Source organism: Novosphingobium aerophilum, assembly GCF_014230305.1.
In the GTDB taxonomy this organism is placed as follows: Bacteria; Pseudomonadota; Alphaproteobacteria; order Sphingomonadales; family Sphingomonadaceae; genus Novosphingobium; species Novosphingobium aerophilum.
The window spans coordinates 1-15,719 of the sequence record NZ_JACLAU010000028.1 but is presented as its reverse complement, the minus strand read 5'-3'; the positions used below and the strand labels follow the sequence as shown (position 1 = coordinate 15,719).

The window sequence follows — 15,719 nt, the reverse complement described above, 5'->3', positions numbered from 1 at the left end:
CCCTACCCGATCATCATCCCTGTACTTCGTCCGGATGGGTCTTCACGATCTGGGCGTAGTTGAGGATCAGTTCGCCGAGATGCTTGACGTCAAGCTTGTGCAGGATCGAACGCCGGTGGACCTTCACGGTGGCTTCGGACATGCCGAGTTCGTGGGCGATCTGCTTGCCGACCTGGCCATGGCAGAGCCGCACGAAGACCTCGTACTCGCGGGTGGTGAGGTTGCGGATCAGCCGGTCGGCCTCGCGCCGTTCGCGGGACTGGACCGATCGGCTGGAATCCAGCTCCATCGCCGCCCCGATCGCATCGAACAGGTCCTGGTCGCGGAACGGCTTGGTGAGGAACTCGAAAGCGTTGGCCTTCATCGCCTTGACCGCCATCTCGATGTCGGCAAACCCGCTCACCACGATCACCGGGGTATGAATGTCCAGCGCGGCGAGCCGCTTCTGCACCTCCAAGCCGCTGACGCCAGGCATCCGGACATCCAGGACAATGCATCCGGACAAGCCTTGCTTGGCCCGTTCGAGCAGGGCAGCGCCGGATTCGAACATCTCGACGACATAGCCGAGCCCGAAATTGTCGACGGCCACGGCGCAACCGAAGGCCTGGAGCCGCGACACGAACTGGACCGCTTCGGCAAAGTCGGGAAAGCTCGTGGTTTCGGTGATGGCGATGATCAGCCGGTTCGCCACGCTGCTGCTGCCGGTCAGACGCCGGAACAGGCCGCCCCAGCGCGCACAGGAACTGACACTTTGGGCCGAGACCTGGACGGCGATCGCCACGTCGGGGTCGGCCTCGAGCAGATCGAGCGCGCTGTTGACCAGGAACTGGTCGAGGGCCACGGCCAGGCCCAGCCGCTCCAGCGCCGGCCGGGAATCCATCAGATCGCGACGCTGCCCGTCACGTCCGCAAAGCTGCGGGACCATCTCGTAGAACAGCACGTCCTGACCGAAGTGACCATCGCGGACGGGCCGCCAGGTCAAGACCAGCGGCTCTGCTCCGGTCGACTGGCGGATCGGCTGCACGACACCCGATTCCCGGCCCATGGCCTCAAACACGCGGAACACGGCACCAGCGGTGGAGTAGGACACCGGAGCTTGTGCCGGGACGGCAGGGGCCTTCGCCGAATGATCGGGCAGCCCCCCGTCGCCCGGCAGGGCCGTGAGGACCGCCGCCGCCAGGGCCATGTCCGCGCGGTAGCGCTCAACCCAGGTGTTGCCACGCACCGGCGGCTCACCGAAAAACGCGGCCCGGCACCCGCCCTCGAAGCGACGGGTCGGGGACGGCTCAAAACCATCGTGAACCGACCACGATCCGGCCAGCGACAGGCAGATCGTCCCTCCGTCATGCGGCAGGAACACCACCGGAGGATTGATCAGGAGGCGGTTCACCGACAGGGCCTCGCCGGAGCGGACAGCCGCTCCGACCGTGGCGGCCCCGATCTCGGTCGCATCGCTCAGCGGACGGTGGAGCGTGCCATAGAACACGCCGGCGCTTTCGAAGTGGATCTCCGCCCGGTCACCCAGCCATTCTTCGATCGCGGCGCGCACCCGGCGCACGGCGAGGTCGGCCAGATCCGTCCCGTAAGCGATGCAGATGTGATCGAAGTTGTCGATCGCCAGCATGAAGCGGACGACGCCCGCCCTCTGCAGGCCGGACTGGTGGAGGCCGGACGACTTCGGGGCCGACCACCTCGGGCTGCGCGGTTCCCCGCCGCTTACGCTGCTTAGACCTTCGAACTGCACGACATTTCGCCCCTATTGCCGATCGGTTTCCACTCCGATCCGGACCTTTCATCATGCATTTGGGCGAAATTGGAATAATCAAGAAGTGACGTTAACTACTACCGGATTGAGAAATCTCCCTTTGTGTAGAGATACTATAATTCGAATGAACGTCAAAATACCCCAAAGTGGTAGATTTATACTTCAATGACTTATACCTTCTTGGAGGGGCTGTATGGGGAAATGCGCTGGATTCGCCCGTTTAGCCCTGGCCTCCGGCCAGTCCCGAACCGGGCGGGCGCGCCGTCAGCCAGGTCGCGAGTCGCGGTTTTCCGTGCCACCGCCGCTGGCCACGCAGACGGGCTTGGCCAGCAGGGTACGACCGCAGGCCAGGAAGGGTGGCGGGGTGGGAAGACAGGTCCGGACCTGGCGGGTACCCGGCCCTGCCTGCGGTCAAAAGCGGATAGGCAGGACGCCGGTCGCGCCGAGGATCAGGCTCCAGAGCAGCAAGGACAGGGCCACGACCACGATCAGCGAGCGCCGCGCCGACCAGCGCGGCTCCAGCGGCCCGGCAGCGCCGGCCGTGGAATCAGCGGAGCCCGGCTCGCGGAAGCCCGGTCCTGACGGGTGCCGCCATTCACCCGGGGACGCAACCCGCTCGTCCGATGCTTGCCCATGCCTGGTCATCGCCGCCATCCTCCCGGGCCACCCGCAGGTGCATCCGTTGAGTCGCCCCGGCGCCCATCAAGCCCACCGAAAACCTCCGGCCGCGTGCCGGCCAGGGCGGTGGACGTGCCGGTGCGGGTTCAGCACGCGGCTCGCTGGGTGCGGATGCGGCGGCAGGCTAACCACAGCTTGCCCAGGCTCGGCAGCAAGCTTTTCGGCAGAACTTTCAACGAAACCGGGTCTGAGATACCCCGATGGGGTAAGAACCAAGGTCAAGCCTGGTGCGCCAACGCAAAAAGAGGCGCTCGGCACGGACCGCAGCGAGGCGAAGCCCCATTCGGTCAAGCCGCAACGCCTCTTTCCGAGCTTCTTCCCGGTAAGTCAGAAGACCGTGCGCGGCTTATGCTTAGTTTCAGCTGAAGGAAAGTAAAATCGGTTGCAAGGATCGGATGCTGTCCGCCACACATTGCCGCAAGATACTGGTCTTGCAGGACAATGCACCAGAGTCCGGGTGTCAATTAAATTTGCGTCATGTTCAGTCAAACGAACTGGACAGACGGGATGCTAGCGCAGGTCCACGCGCACGACCGCCGGCAGGGGCGCCGCACCGGGCTGCTCGGGCCAGTGCGCCACCGGGCGAACGGCGCCCTCCTGCCGGGCCAAGCGCACCCGGTTCAGGTCAACCTCGGCCAGGAGCCATTGCGTCTCGCCTTCGCGGCCGGTCGCGATCACGCCGTCCTCGGGAAAGCCCAGGTCGGGAGGGCCATAGACTCCGGCCGCGCCACGGTTGACATCGACGGCGGGAGACCATTCGGCGAGGCCCACAGTGGGCGCCTGGACCGCCACGAGCTGCCCCTCGAGCGCGCGCGCCTGGGCGCCGATCCGCACCCGCCAGTAGCCGTGCAGGCTGTCGGTGCAGCTTGGCACCAGCAGCAGCTCGCAGCCGGATTCAACCAGCGCGCGGGCGAGCAGCGGGAACTCGCTGTCGTAGCAGATGGTCACGCCGATCGGGCCCAGCGCGGTCTCGAACAGGTGCAGCGGGCCCCCTGCGGACACGTGCCACTGCTCGCGCTCGAAGCGGGTCATCACCAGCTTGTCCTGGACCCCGACCTTGCCGTTCGGAGCGAACAGCCGGGCGCGGTTGACGAAGCGGCCATCGTCGAGGCGCACCGGGAGCGAGGCCGCCAGGATATGCAGGCCGTGGCGCCGCGCCAGTGCGGCGTGGAGCGCATCGACCTGCGGCGCCAGGCGCGCCACGTGGTGCAGCGATCCGGCCAGGTCCCCCATGGTCGCGGGATCGAGCGCGGCCAGCTCCATCGCCCCATATTCGGGAAAGACCGCCAGGGCCGCCCCGCCCGCGGCCGCCTCGGCCACCCAGCGCTCCAGCTTGGCGGCATAGGCCTCCCAACCCGACAGCCGGTCGATCGGGTACTGGGCGGCGGCGACGATGAAGGCGCTCACAGCCGCCGCATCCAGTATTGCATCGGCTTGGGGCTTTCGTCCGGCTCGCCATGCTCCTGCCAGGCCAGCTCGGTGACCAGGCCGGGCACCGGGGCATAGCCGCGGCCCGTCCAGAAGGCGTCCAGCGGGCGATAGCCGGCCGGGCGCGCCGGGTGGTCGGCCGGCCGGATCACCGCGGCAAAGGTGGCCGAACCGGCGCCGCAGGCCCGCGCCCGGGCCTCGCGGTGATCGAAGAAGGCATGACCGATCCCGCGCCCGCGATAATCGGCCAGCAGCACGCTCTCGCCGAAATAGAACAGCGCGGCGGTGTCGATCCCGCGCGCCTCGAACGGGGCGCGGAACTCCGCCTTCTGCGCGGCCATGGGCGAGGCCGTGGCGGCCCCGACGATCCGGGCCCCGTCGAAGGCGGCCACCAGCACGGCGTCGGGCGCCGCGGCGAATTCGCGCAGGTAGTCCCGCTCATAGGCCGGATCGCCCGCATAGAGGTAGGGAAAGTCGGCGAAGACCGCGATTCGCAGCCCGGCCAGATCGTCAATCGCGGCGCCGATCTCGGCTCCGGTCAGCGGACGGACTTCAATCGCCATCAGGCCTCCTTCGTCTGGGCACCCCAGAGACATGCCCGAGGGGCTTAGCCCAATGCCCCCGCCCTGTCAGCGGCACTGCGCCGGCCACGGTCCGGATCGCGCATGCCGACGGTCGGTCAGGGCCGCCCGCTCGTGGCAAGAGCCCAGGGCAGGCCCCGGACAGGGGGCGAACGGGCGCCGACCGGCGAATTTGCACTTCGGGGCTGGTTCGGCTACGGGCCCGCCAAGCGCCCCGGCCGTTGCGATGGACTCGCCTCCACGCGGTGCCGGGGCTTTTGGTTTCCCGTGGGGCCGCCCCTGTGAAATGCCACCGTCTAGGCCCACTGTGAAGGATAGCCGCAGATGTCCCGTCGCCGCCAGATCTACGAAGGCAAGGCCAAGATCCTCTATGAAGGCCCCGAACCGGGCACGCTGATCCAGTACTTCAAGGACGACGCCACCGCGTTCAACGCCCAGAAGAAGGGCACGATCAACGGCAAGGGCGTGATCAACAACCGCATCAGCGAGTATGTGTTCACCCGCCTGTCGCACATCGGCATCCCCACCCACTTCATCCGCCGCCTGAACATGCGCGAACAACTGGTCCGCCAGGTGGAGATCATCCCGATCGAGGTGGTGGTGCGCAATGTCGCCGCCGGCTCCATCTCCAAGCGGCTCGGCATCCCCGAGGGCGAGCCGCTGCCGCACACCCTGATCGAATACTACTACAAGGACGATGCCCTGGGCGATCCGATGATCGCCGAAGAGCACATCGCCTGCTTCGGCTGGGCCAGCAACGAGGAGATGCAGGACATCTCGTCGATGGCGATCCGCGTGAACGACTTCATGGTCGGCATGTTCGCGGCGATCAACATCCGCCTGGTCGACTTCAAGCTGGAGTTCGGGCGGATCTGGGACGGCGACTACAGCCGCGTGATCCTGGCCGACGAGATCAGCCCCGACGGCTGCCGCCTGTGGGACATGGTCACCGGCGAAAAGCTCGACAAGGACCGCTTCCGCCGCGATCTGGGCGGCGAGGAAGAAGCCTATCAGGAGGTCGCGCGCCGGCTGGGCCTGCTCGACACCGACAACGGGCCGAGCGAGGTGTTCGACCTGTCCAAGCACCGCAAGCTGCGCGGCAAGTAGAGCCCGTTCCGGGGCTTGCGGGCGGCTTCGGACGGCCGATTGCGCCCAAAGTCGGACCTTTGTTTCCTCCCCGGTACGGGGAGGGGGACCACCGAAGGTGGTGGAGGGGCACTCTCCTTGGGGCACGGCAGCTGGTCAAGGCGGGGTGCCCCTCCACCATCCTGCGGATGGTCCCCCTCCCCCGCTGGGGGAGGATCGAAGAACGTCCGCTCCCCACCCTAAATGGACATCCCGCCACCCCCTCCATCGTCGCCCCGGCCCTGAGCTGGGGCAGTGCTGGCGTGGCGACGGTGGGGGAAGGCAAGCCCGGTCCCGGGTCCCTGACCTCCGTCAGGGCAGGCAAGCCCGGGATGACGATGGCTTTAACGATGTGCCAGTCTGCGGGTGGGCAAATGCGTTTTGAGCAAGTGATGCCCACCGGCCCCTCTCCCAACTCACTCCCCTGAAGGGGAGAGGGCTAAGGCGGCGCCCCGCCCCTGCCAGCCATGGCGCGTGCTGCGCCATGGGGCTGCGCCGCCTAGAACGGCAGCGGCGCCAGGTCGGGCTCCACCCAGTGGTGCCGCGCCGTCGGATCGAACAGCCGGTCGCGGCTCCAGTGGGCCAGCAGCCAGTCGCTCCGCCCCTGGGGCGAGGACATGAGCCGGTCGAGCACTCCGCACAGCGGAGCGCCCTCGCCTCCCGCATCAAGATGGGCCGCCGCCGCCCGCATCGAGGCGATGGTGATGGTGTGATGGTATCCGCTGCTATCGGTGTTGGGGGTTCCGGTGGCCTCGTTGTAGGCCCGGATCAGTCCGCGCATCGCCTCCGGGGTCGCCAGATCGGGCCGATGCCGCAGCAGCCACAAGGCTGCCGCGAAGTGGCCGGCATGGGTCCATTCCGCCTTGGGCAGGGTGCGGTCGATCATGCGCCGGGCGAGGTGTGCGATCGCGGCATCGTCGGCAAAAGGCATGGCGGGGGGCATGGCGGGCGGTTCCGAATCTGGGATCTCCCCCGCGATAAACCCCTCGGGGGCATGCGGGTCAAGTCGGGCCGGCCCGTGGCGACGTAGCCCTTGCCCCCTCCGCCAAGCGCGGCCACGCTTGATCCATGTCCCGCCGCCTGATTCCCGCCCTGCCCCCGCTGCTGGTCCTGCTTCACGCCCTCCTGCTGGGGGCCTGCGCGCCCGAGCGGGGGTCCCTCGCCTCGGCGTCCCGCCCGCTCTGGGCGATGGCCCAGAGCGACATCGCGATCGACCCCGCCTTCCGCACGGGCACCCTGCCGAACGGGCTGCGCTTCATCATCCGCAAGGGCACCAACCCGGCCGGCACCGCCCTGGTGCGCATGGATATCGCCGCCGGGTCGCTTGACGAACGCGACGACGAGCGCGGCTATGCCCATTTCGTCGAGCACATGGCCTTCAACGGCAGCACCCGCGTGCCGGAGGGGGAGATGGTGCGGCTGCTGGAACGGGCCGGCCTGGCCTTCGGCGCCGACACCAATGCCCAGACCAGTTTCCAGCACACGCTCTACACGCTGGACCTCCCGCGCAACGATCCGGCCCTGTTCGACATGGCCCTGATGCTGATGCGCGAGACCGCCAGCGAACTGGCCTTCGCCCCGGCAGCCGTCGCGCGTGAGCGCGGCGTGGTGCTGGCCGAAATGCGCGACCGCAATTCGTGGGCCTATCGCGCCGCGGTGAACGAGATGGGCTTTGCCAATCCTCGCGCCCGTTACGTCAGCCGGGTCCCGATCGGCACGGCGGCCGCGCTGGAGCGGGCCTCGGCCGAGCGGCTCCGCGCGTTCTGGCAGCGCACCTATGTTCCGGCCAGGACAACCGTGATCGTGATCGGCGACCTTGATCCCGATCTGGCCGAGGCGGCGATCCGGCGGCATTTCGCCGATTGGCAGGCCCGGCCGGCCGCGCCCCAGCCCGACGCCGGACCGGTGCGCTTTGCGGACATGGGGCGGACCTCGGTCTATGTCGATCCTGCCCTGTCCGAACGGATCACCGCCTTCCGCCATGCGCCATGGCAGGACGAGCGTGACGGCGTGGCGCGGCGGCGGGAAAACCTGCTGCGGCAGATCGGCTACGACATCGTCAACCGCCGCCTGCAACGGCTGGCCCGGCAGGGCGATCCCCCGTTCCGCAGCGCCGGGCTCGGCACAAGCGACGTATTTCGCGCCGGGCGGACCACCAGCCTGGTGGTCGATACGATCGACGGGGGCTGGCGACGCGGCCTGGCCGCAGCGGTGGCGGAGTATCGCCGGGCCCTGTCCGAAGGCTTCACCGCCGCGGAAGTGGCCGAACAGGTCGCCAACGTCCATGCCGCGCACCGCAACGGCGCGGCAGCCGCCGCAACCCGTTCCAACGCCTCGCTGGTCGGTGCGGCGCTGGCCCTGGTGCGCGATGACATCGTGCCCGCCACGCCGGAAAGCTCCCTGCAACGGCTCGAGGCCTTCATCCCCGCGATCACGCCGGAGGCCGTGCTCGCCGCGCTGCGCCGCGAGCTTGTCCCGCTCGACGATCCGCTGCTGCGGTTCGCCGGCCGGCGCACCCCGGACGGCGGCAGCCTGGCCCTGCGCCGCGCCTGGCAAGCCGCCATGGCAGCCCCGCTGACGGCAGCCCCGGTCCGGACGGCCGAGGCCTTTGCCTACACCGATTTCGGTGCGCCCGGCCGCGTGGTCAGCGACACGCGCGAACCGGTCTATGGCATCCGCACCCTGCGCTTCGCCAACGGGGTCCGCCTGAACCTCAAGCAGACCACGCTCGAACGCGATCGGGTGGTGGTCAGCCTGCACATTGACGGCGGCGACATGCTGGACACCCGGGCCCGGCCGCTCGCCACCGACATGATGCTGGCCTTCGGCGCGGGTGGCCTGGGCCGGCACAGCCAGGACGATCTCCAGTCGATCCTGGCGGGGCGGACCGTGGGCTTCAACCTGTCCTCGGCCGCCGAAACCTTTGCCGCATCGGCCCAGACCACCCCGGCGGACCTGGCCCTGCAACTGCAGTTGATGGCTGCCTTCATCACCGATCCGGGTTATCGCCGCGAGGGCGAGACGCTGTACCGCCAGTACGTCAACAACATGTTCGCGCGGAAGGATGCCACGCCCGGATCGGCGCTGGGGGCAGCCCTGGGCGGGATCCTCTCGGACAACGATCCGCGCTTCACCCTGCAGACGGTGGAGGCCTACCGCGCGCTGAGCTTCGCCGGGCTCAAGGAGGCGATCGCCGACCGACTGGCGCACGGCGCAATCGAACTGGGCGTGGTGGGGGACGTGCCCGAAGACCAGATGATTGCCCTGGTGGCCCGCACCTTCGGCGCCCTGCCCGCGCGCGAGGCGGAATTCCAGCCCTACCCCGATCAGCGCACGCGCCCGTTCACCCTGGACCGGACACCGCGCGTGGTTCGCCACAGCGGGCCCGCCGACCAGGCCCTGCTGCGCCTGACCTGGACAACCCGGGATGACGGCGATCCCCGCGAGGTGCTGGGTCTGATCCTGCTCGAACGGGTCATGCGGATCGAACTGACCGACACCCTGCGCGAACAGCTCGGCAAGGCCTATTCCCCCTCGGCCGACAGCTCGGCCTCGGCGGTCTGGCGCGGCTATGGCACCTTCACGGTCTCGGCCTCGGTGGCGCTGCCCGATCTGGCCACCACCCGCGCGGCCATTCGCACGACCGTGGAGGCGCTGCGGCGCGAACCGGTCAGCGACGACGTGTTCCAGCGCGCCCGGCAGCCCGTGCTGGAGGCGGTCGAGAACGGACTCAAGACCAATTACGGCTGGCTCGGACTGGTCGCGCGGGCCCAGACCCGGGCTTACCAGATCGAACGGCAGCAGCACGCCGCAGAGCGAATCAGGCAGCTCGGTGCGGCGGACATCATGGCCCTGGCGCGGCGCTATCTGGATCCGGATGCAGCGGTGGAGGTGGCCGCGATCGCCACGGATGCACCCGCGCCGACGCGCCGTTAACCGTGGTTCCGGGCCACTACGTGGGCTTCCCGAAGGGCTCCGGAAACGCGGTGTAAACCACTATAATGTAAAGGGTTCCCAGAGGATCGCGCAAACGAAGTCTTAACCCCGAACCCGCTATCCCGGCTGAGGATTCTACTCACATCGGGTTTCATCGGAATGGTTAACGCGCGCCTTTGCATTCGCCCTGACCGCGTCACCCGTCGCCGGGCAGACACCCTTCTCGGTCGCCTGCGGAAGGACCGCAGCGGCAACGTCCTCGGACTGGCCGCCGCGGTGACCCCGCCGATCCTGCTGCTCGTCGGCGCCGGGGTCGACATGGGCCGGGCCTATCTGACCCAGACCACGCTGCAGGCAGCCTGCGACGCAGGCGTGCTGGCCGGCCGTCGCGCCCAGGCCAAGTCGGGCACCTGGGGCTCGGCCGAGATCGCCAAGGCCACGGCGATGTTCAACTTCAACTTCCTGTCCGCCGGAACGGGCGCGACCGGAACCACCTTCACCCCCACCGACGCCGGCAACGGCGTGATCAGCGGTACGGCATCGACCCAGATGCCGACCACGATCATGAAGATGGTCAACCGCAACAGCTTCACGCTGAGCACCACCTGCAGTGCGGAATACCAGATCTCCAACGTCGACGTGATGTTCATCCTCGACGTGACCGGATCGATGGCCTGTGCTCCGAACGGATCGAATTGCAATTCGGGTTCCGGCTCGAAGATCGTCGCGCTGAAGGAGGCGGTCCGCCAGTTCTACTACACGATGGCGCTCGCCATGCCGAACAACGGCTCGGCCCGGTTGCGCTTCGGTTTCGTGCCCTATGCCGGGACCGTCAACATCGGCAACCTGGTGGACAGCGGCGACATTCCAAGCAGCTATCTCACCAGCGCAACGCCTTATTCGACCAAGCTGTTCAACTTCGACACGCCGAACTTTCCGTTCACGATCGTCAGCTCGAGCCAGCCGAGCTCCAGCGCGTGCAACACCTGGGCCAATGCCCCGGCGACGTCGACCAGGACCTACTCCTTCGTCAGCTATTCGGGCGGGACGTGCCGGCGGAGGGAAACCTCGACCACGCAGAATGGCTGGCGCCTGAACCCCACCCAGCCCTTCACTTACCGGGTGGCAACGCTCGACACCTCGCGACTGAAGGCCCGGGCCCCGGTGGAGATCCTGACCGGGGTCGACCTGCCCTCGAGCACGTCGAACGGGGCGACCGTGCAGACGCGGGGGACCTACGACGTGATCAGCTTCGCGTCGCAGGCTGCGACGGCCACCGGTTACTACAGCACGATGCACACTTGGGATGGCTGCGTCGAAGAACGCGACACCGTCAACTCGCTGTTCACGAACAATGTCGCCCCCAGCGGAGCCTTTGACCACGACGTGACATCGGCGCCGACCAACGATGCGACCCGGTGGCACCCCTACATCGGCCGGCTGGTCTACAACCGCTGGCAGAGGGCCCAGCTCGATAGCACCGCCAACTATTTCTCGGAGCAGGAGTACTGCGTTCCTCCGGCGATGAAGTTCACCACGGTGGACACCAGCAGCGCCACCACTGTGCCGGGTTGGCTGGAAAACTACCTCGGGACCTTGATCGCCCGGGGCAATACCTATCACGACATCGGCATGATCTGGGGTGCCCGACTGGCCAATCCCAACGGGATCATGTCGGCCAACGTCAATGATGGGAACCTTCCGTCCATCAGCCGTCACATCATCATGCTGACCGATGGCGAGCTGGCGCCCAACGGCGATGTCTACAGCAGCTACGGGCTTGAGGATATCGACAACCGCGTGGCCCCCTCGGGTGGGAACCTCTACAACTACCACAACGCCCGCTTCACCACGGCCTGCGCCAATGCCCGGGCCATGGGCTATACCCTGTGGTTCATCGGCTTCGGCCAGAGCCTGACGCCGCAGATGCAGAGCTGCGCCCCCGGCAAGGCGTTCTACGCCAGCAATGCCGCTACGCTGAACGACACGTTCCGCCAGATCGCCAGCCAGGTCGCCGACCTGCGCCTGAAGAGCTGAGGCCGCCGCCATGCCCTGCCGCCATGAAGGATTGTCCGCACGTCTTCGCCGGCTTCCGGCCGACCGCGAAGGCGCCGCGCTGGTCGAATTCGGCCTGATCATGCCGGTCATGCTGATGATGGTGTTCGGCGCCCTCGAATTCGGCATCAACGTCTACATGCGCTCGGTGCTGGAAGGGACCATGCTGCAGGCCGGGCGCAACTCGTCCCTGCAGACCGGCGCCAGCAACCAGACCTCGATCGATCAGATGGTCACCACCCAGATCAAGAACGTGATGCCCAGCGCGACGGTGACCTTCGACCGGGACAACTATCCGTCCTATTCCAGGGTCAACAAGCCCGAGGACTTCACCGACAGCAACAGCAACGGCCAGTACGACGCCGGCGAGTGCTTTCAGGACATCAACAGCAACAACCGCTGGGACGCCGATCTGGCGCGCGATGGCCTGGGCGGAGCGAACGACATCGTCGAATTCACCGCGACGGTCAGCTATCCCAGCTTCATCCCCGCAGGCCGGGCCTTGGGCCTGTCGCCGACCACCTCGATCACGGCCAAGACCATCCTGAAGAACCAGCCCTTCGCGACCCAGCCGGGCTGGGGTGCGCGCCAGGTGTGCCCATGACCGCGGCGGCTCCTGCGCCACCGGCCGGATCGGCGAGGCCGTCCCGCCTGGACCGCTGGCGCGGCCTGCTCGGCCGCCTGCGGCGCGATCGGCGGGCGATCTCCGCGGTCGAATTCGCGATGGTCATGCCGGTCCTGTCGGGCGCGGGCCTCGGCACGATCGAACTGGCCAACATGGCGACCACCTACATGCGCGTCAGCCAGGCCGCGGTGATGATGGCCGACAACGCCTCGCGCGCCAAGCAGGCCAGCGGCAGCGGCGGCGCGGTGATGCGCGAGTTCGACGTCAACGACCTGTTCGCCGCGATCGACCTGCAATACCCCGGCCTCCAGATGTACCAGAACGGCCGGGTGATCCTGTCCAGCCTGGAACAGAACAACGCCGGCGGACAGTGGATCCACTGGCAGCGCTGCCGCGGGCTGACCACCTGGGCGTCCAAGTACGGCGTCCAGGGCACGGGCACGGCCACCGGCACCAGCTTCGCCGGCATGGGCCCCTCGGGCAGCCTGCTGACGGCGGATTCCAACTCGGCGATCATGTTCGTCGAGGTCTATTACCAGTACCGGCCGATCTTCTTCAACGTGGGCGGCGCCGCGGCCCCGCTGATCTACCGTTCGGCGGCGGTCTATGTCCGCGACGACCGCGACTTGACCGGCGGCAGCCCCTATCCGGGCGCCGGACTGGCCAACCCCTCGCCCACGTCCAGCCGCTCGACCTGCTGAGCACCGCGGGACCGGGCCGGGCGAGAGCCCGCGACGGGGCCCGCGCCGGGGCCCGCACCGGGGCTCCGGCGCTTAATTCCGCCGCACCGGTGCCGTTCATCGAACCATGCCCGTGCCCGATCCCCGCCCGCCCCGCGCCCCCGGACTCCTCGGTCGGCTCCGTTCGCTGCTGTCCGGACCGCAGCCGGCGTCCGCACCGGATGCCGGGTGGGCCGATGACGGCGACCCGCACGACACGGAGCCGCACGGCCCCGACGCGATCTTCGCCGAAATGGCCGGCTTCCTCGGCCGCCACCACCTGCGCCTGTCGCAGTCCACCCTGCTCGCCGCTTACGACTGCGTGACCGGCAACGACCCGCGCCTGGCCCTGGCCGTGGCCGAGCGGGAACGCGCCGCCGAACCCGTCTCGCTCGACTGGCTGGTCGGCTTCCGGCGCGGCGAAGGCGTGCAGGACGAGCTGGCGGCCGTGGCCCGGCTGATGGAGCGGCTCGAGCGCAACCTCGAAAGCTTCAGCCAGACCACCACCCAGGCCCGCACCGCCACCACCGAGTACAGCGCCGCCCTGCGCGACCAGGTGGACGGGCTGCAACAGGGGGGCGACGCCGGGGCCATGCTGGCCGACGTGCTGGCGATCGCCCGCACCATGATCGAGCGCACGCACGACATCGAACGGCACATGGTCCGGTCCGAGCAGGAGACCCGGGCGCTGCATCGCAGCCTGGAAGAGACCCGGCGCCACGCCGAGCTGGACCACCTGACCGGCCTGCCCAACCGCCGCGCCTTCGAGCACCGCCTGGCCCGCGAGCTGGTCGCCGCACAGGCAGAAGGCGATCCGCTCTGCGTCGCGTTCTGCGACATCGACCGGTTCAAGCGGATCAACGACACCCACGGCCACGATGCCGGCGACCGGGTGCTGCGCGCGGTGGCCTGCGCCCTGAACGAGATTTCGGACGACCGCTGCCACGTGGCCCGCCACGGGGGGGAGGAATTCGTCGTCCTGTTCCGCGGCCTGCCGCTGGACGAAGCCTATGACCGGCTGGACGAGACGCGCGATGCCCTGGCCGAACGCCGCATGGTCAACCGGGCGACCGACATTCCCTTCGGCAAGGTCACCTTCTCGGCCGGGATCGCCGATGTCTTCGAATATCCGGATTCGCGCGAGGCGCTGCGCGCCGCGGACGAGGCGCTCTACATCGCCAAGAAGGACGGCCGCAACCGGATCGTCCGGGCCAGCGCCCAGGTGCGCCTGATCGCGGGACCGCCCAAGGCGGCCTGAACCCCGCCGGGCCGGCCGCCTCCGCTCTCCCCCGACCCCGGCCTCCGGCCTCCCCCCGCGCCACGGGGGCTGTCCTACAGACCCCGATCCGGTGCAGGATCCGCGCCCCCCGCCCCCCGCAAGCTGCGCGAGCCTGCCTCCGATGATCGACCGCACCCGCCCCGCCCCCGGCACGCACCCGGTCCCCGCCTTCGATCCGGTGCCGCGGCACAGCCCGCGCTTCGATGGCTGGACCCCCGAACGGCAGCGCGGCTTCATCGAGGCGCTGCTGGCCACCGGCTCGATCCGCGCCGCCGCGCACGCGGTCAACATGACCCCCGCGGGCGCGTACCAGCTCCGCCGCCATCCCAAGGCCGCCTCGTTCCGCAAGGCGTGGGAGGAGGCGCTCGCCGCCGGGGTCCAGCGGCTGGAGGACATCGCGATGGACCGCGCGATCAACGGCACGGAGGAGCCGGTCTATTCCTATGGCAAGCTGGTCGGCACCCGGATCGTGCGCAACGACCGGCTGCTGATGTTCCTGCTGAGAAACCGCGCCCCCACCCGCTTCGCCGCCACCCAGACGCGCCTCGGCATGGTCACCCAGACCGAGCTCAAGCGCCTGAAGAAGCAGTGGCGCGCGGAATGGGAGAAGGAATTCCGCAATCCGGTCAGCGCCGAAGAGGTGCGCCAGTCGATCGAGGACAACCTCGCCCGCCTGCGCGAGGACATTATCGAACGCACCAGCCCCCGCACCGCGCAGCTCTATGCGCAATGGCAGGCCTCCAACGAAGAGGATGCGCGCAAGGGCGAACGCTGGTGGGAAGAGGATGGCGCGCGGTACGATGACGGGACGGCGGTGGGGGATTATGGGGCGGGGTGAGATTCTTTGGGGGGAACTGGGACATGTACGAACCCGCTGGCGCGGGAGTGGTGCTTGCCTTGAGGTCAGCCCGCTGATCTGCAGCCTGGTCGAAGTTGAGGTCTGCGGCGAGTAGGCAGACGATCGCGGCTCCTTTCAACCAAGGAGTCGTACGATGACCAACGTTCTGTCCGATGCCCCCGCCAGCTCGCTGCGGCAACGCATGATCGAAGACATGAACATGCGCCGCTTCGCCCGGAAGACCCAGTTCGACTATGTGCGCCATGTCGCTCGGTTTGCCACTTATCTTGGCCGTCCTCCCGATACCGCGACTGTCGAGGATCTGCGGCAATTCCAGGTCGAACAGCGCGAGGCGGGCCTGGGCATCCCCACCTTCAACAGCATCGTTTCTGCCCTGCGCTTCTTCTTCACGCACACAATTGACCGCCCTGACCTGTCCCGCAGGCTCCATACGGTCAAGAACCCTCGTGCCTTGCCCGTTGTCCTCAGCCGTGACGAGGTGGCGCAGCTGCTGGGAGCCACCAACTGCCTCAAGCACAAGGCGGCGCTGTCGGTCGCATATGGGGCTGGCCTGCGCGCTGCCGAGGTGACCATGCTCAAGGTCCGCGATGTCGACAGCAAACGCATGCTCCTGCGGGTGGAGCGCGGCAAAGGCGGGCGCTATCGCAATGCCCTGCTGCCTGCCGATCT

13 protein-coding genes are annotated in these 15,719 nt (G+C 68.3%); 8 read left to right on the top strand and 5 right to left on the bottom strand.

What is annotated here, in order from left to right:
- Positions 1 to 13: 13 nt before the first annotated feature.
- The 4 genes from H7F49_RS14275 to H7F49_RS14260 form a co-directional block, all read right to left on the bottom strand.
- Complete coding sequence (locus tag H7F49_RS14275) at positions 14 to 1,624, bottom strand: response regulator (RefSeq protein ID WP_185684249.1); 1,611 nt, start codon at positions 1,622 to 1,624, stop codon at positions 14 to 16.
- Between the two features lie 552 nt (positions 1,625 to 2,176).
- Positions 2,177 to 2,410: a hypothetical protein gene (locus H7F49_RS14270; protein ID WP_185684248.1), complete on the bottom strand. Its 234-nt coding sequence runs from the start codon at positions 2,408 to 2,410 to the stop codon at positions 2,177 to 2,179.
- Between the two features lie 543 nt (positions 2,411 to 2,953).
- Positions 2,954 to 3,850, bottom strand: a complete 897-nt coding sequence (locus H7F49_RS14265; RefSeq protein WP_185684247.1) for a carbon-nitrogen hydrolase family protein — start codon at positions 3,848 to 3,850, stop codon at positions 2,954 to 2,956.
- Entirely contained in the window at positions 3,847 to 4,434 is a 588-nt protein-coding gene (locus H7F49_RS14260; protein WP_185684246.1) for a GNAT family N-acetyltransferase, read from the bottom strand. Before H7F49_RS14260 ends, H7F49_RS14265 begins: the two co-directional genes overlap by 4 nt.
- Positions 4,435 to 4,776: 342 nt before the next feature.
- Between H7F49_RS14260 and purC the strand changes: the two genes are divergently transcribed.
- Entirely contained in the window at positions 4,777 to 5,559 is a 783-nt protein-coding gene (purC, locus tag H7F49_RS14255) for a phosphoribosylaminoimidazolesuccinocarboxamide synthase (protein WP_185678792.1), read from the top strand.
- Positions 5,560 to 6,076: 517 nt separating this feature from the next.
- Here purC and H7F49_RS14250 read toward each other — a convergent pair.
- Positions 6,077 to 6,520: a hypothetical protein gene (locus H7F49_RS14250; protein WP_235982183.1), complete on the bottom strand. Its 444-nt coding sequence runs from the start codon at positions 6,518 to 6,520 to the stop codon at positions 6,077 to 6,079.
- A 125-nt stretch (positions 6,521 to 6,645) separates the two neighbouring features.
- Between H7F49_RS14250 and H7F49_RS14245 the strand changes: the two genes are divergently transcribed.
- The 7 genes from H7F49_RS14245 to H7F49_RS14215 all read left to right on the top strand — a co-directional run.
- On the top strand, positions 6,646 to 9,513 hold the full coding sequence (locus tag H7F49_RS14245; RefSeq protein WP_185684244.1) for a M16 family metallopeptidase: 2,868 nt from the start codon (positions 6,646 to 6,648) through the stop codon (positions 9,511 to 9,513).
- A gap of 159 nt (positions 9,514 to 9,672) precedes the next feature.
- Positions 9,673 to 11,550: a TadE/TadG family type IV pilus assembly protein gene (locus tag H7F49_RS14240; protein WP_235982182.1), complete on the top strand. Its 1,878-nt coding sequence runs from the start codon at positions 9,673 to 9,675 to the stop codon at positions 11,548 to 11,550.
- A gap of 31 nt (positions 11,551 to 11,581) precedes the next feature.
- Positions 11,582 to 12,172 (top strand): TadE/TadG family type IV pilus assembly protein, encoded by a 591-nt coding sequence (locus H7F49_RS14235; protein ID WP_185684242.1) that lies wholly within the window; start codon positions 11,582 to 11,584, stop codon positions 12,170 to 12,172.
- Complete coding sequence (locus H7F49_RS14230; RefSeq protein ID WP_185684241.1) at positions 12,169 to 12,894, top strand: TadE/TadG family type IV pilus assembly protein; 726 nt, start codon at positions 12,169 to 12,171, stop codon at positions 12,892 to 12,894. Before H7F49_RS14235 ends, H7F49_RS14230 begins: the two co-directional genes overlap by 4 nt.
- 112 nt (positions 12,895 to 13,006) lie before the next feature.
- Positions 13,007 to 14,170, top strand: a complete 1,164-nt coding sequence (locus H7F49_RS14225; protein WP_328806771.1) for a GGDEF domain-containing protein — start codon at positions 13,007 to 13,009, stop codon at positions 14,168 to 14,170.
- Positions 14,171 to 14,312: 142 nt separating this feature from the next.
- Entirely contained in the window at positions 14,313 to 15,029 is a 717-nt protein-coding gene (locus H7F49_RS14220) for a hypothetical protein (RefSeq protein ID WP_185684240.1), read from the top strand.
- A 154-nt stretch (positions 15,030 to 15,183) separates the two neighbouring features.
- On the top strand, positions 15,184 to 15,719 hold a 536-nt coding region (locus tag H7F49_RS14215), incomplete at its 3' end, for a tyrosine-type recombinase/integrase (protein WP_185684239.1).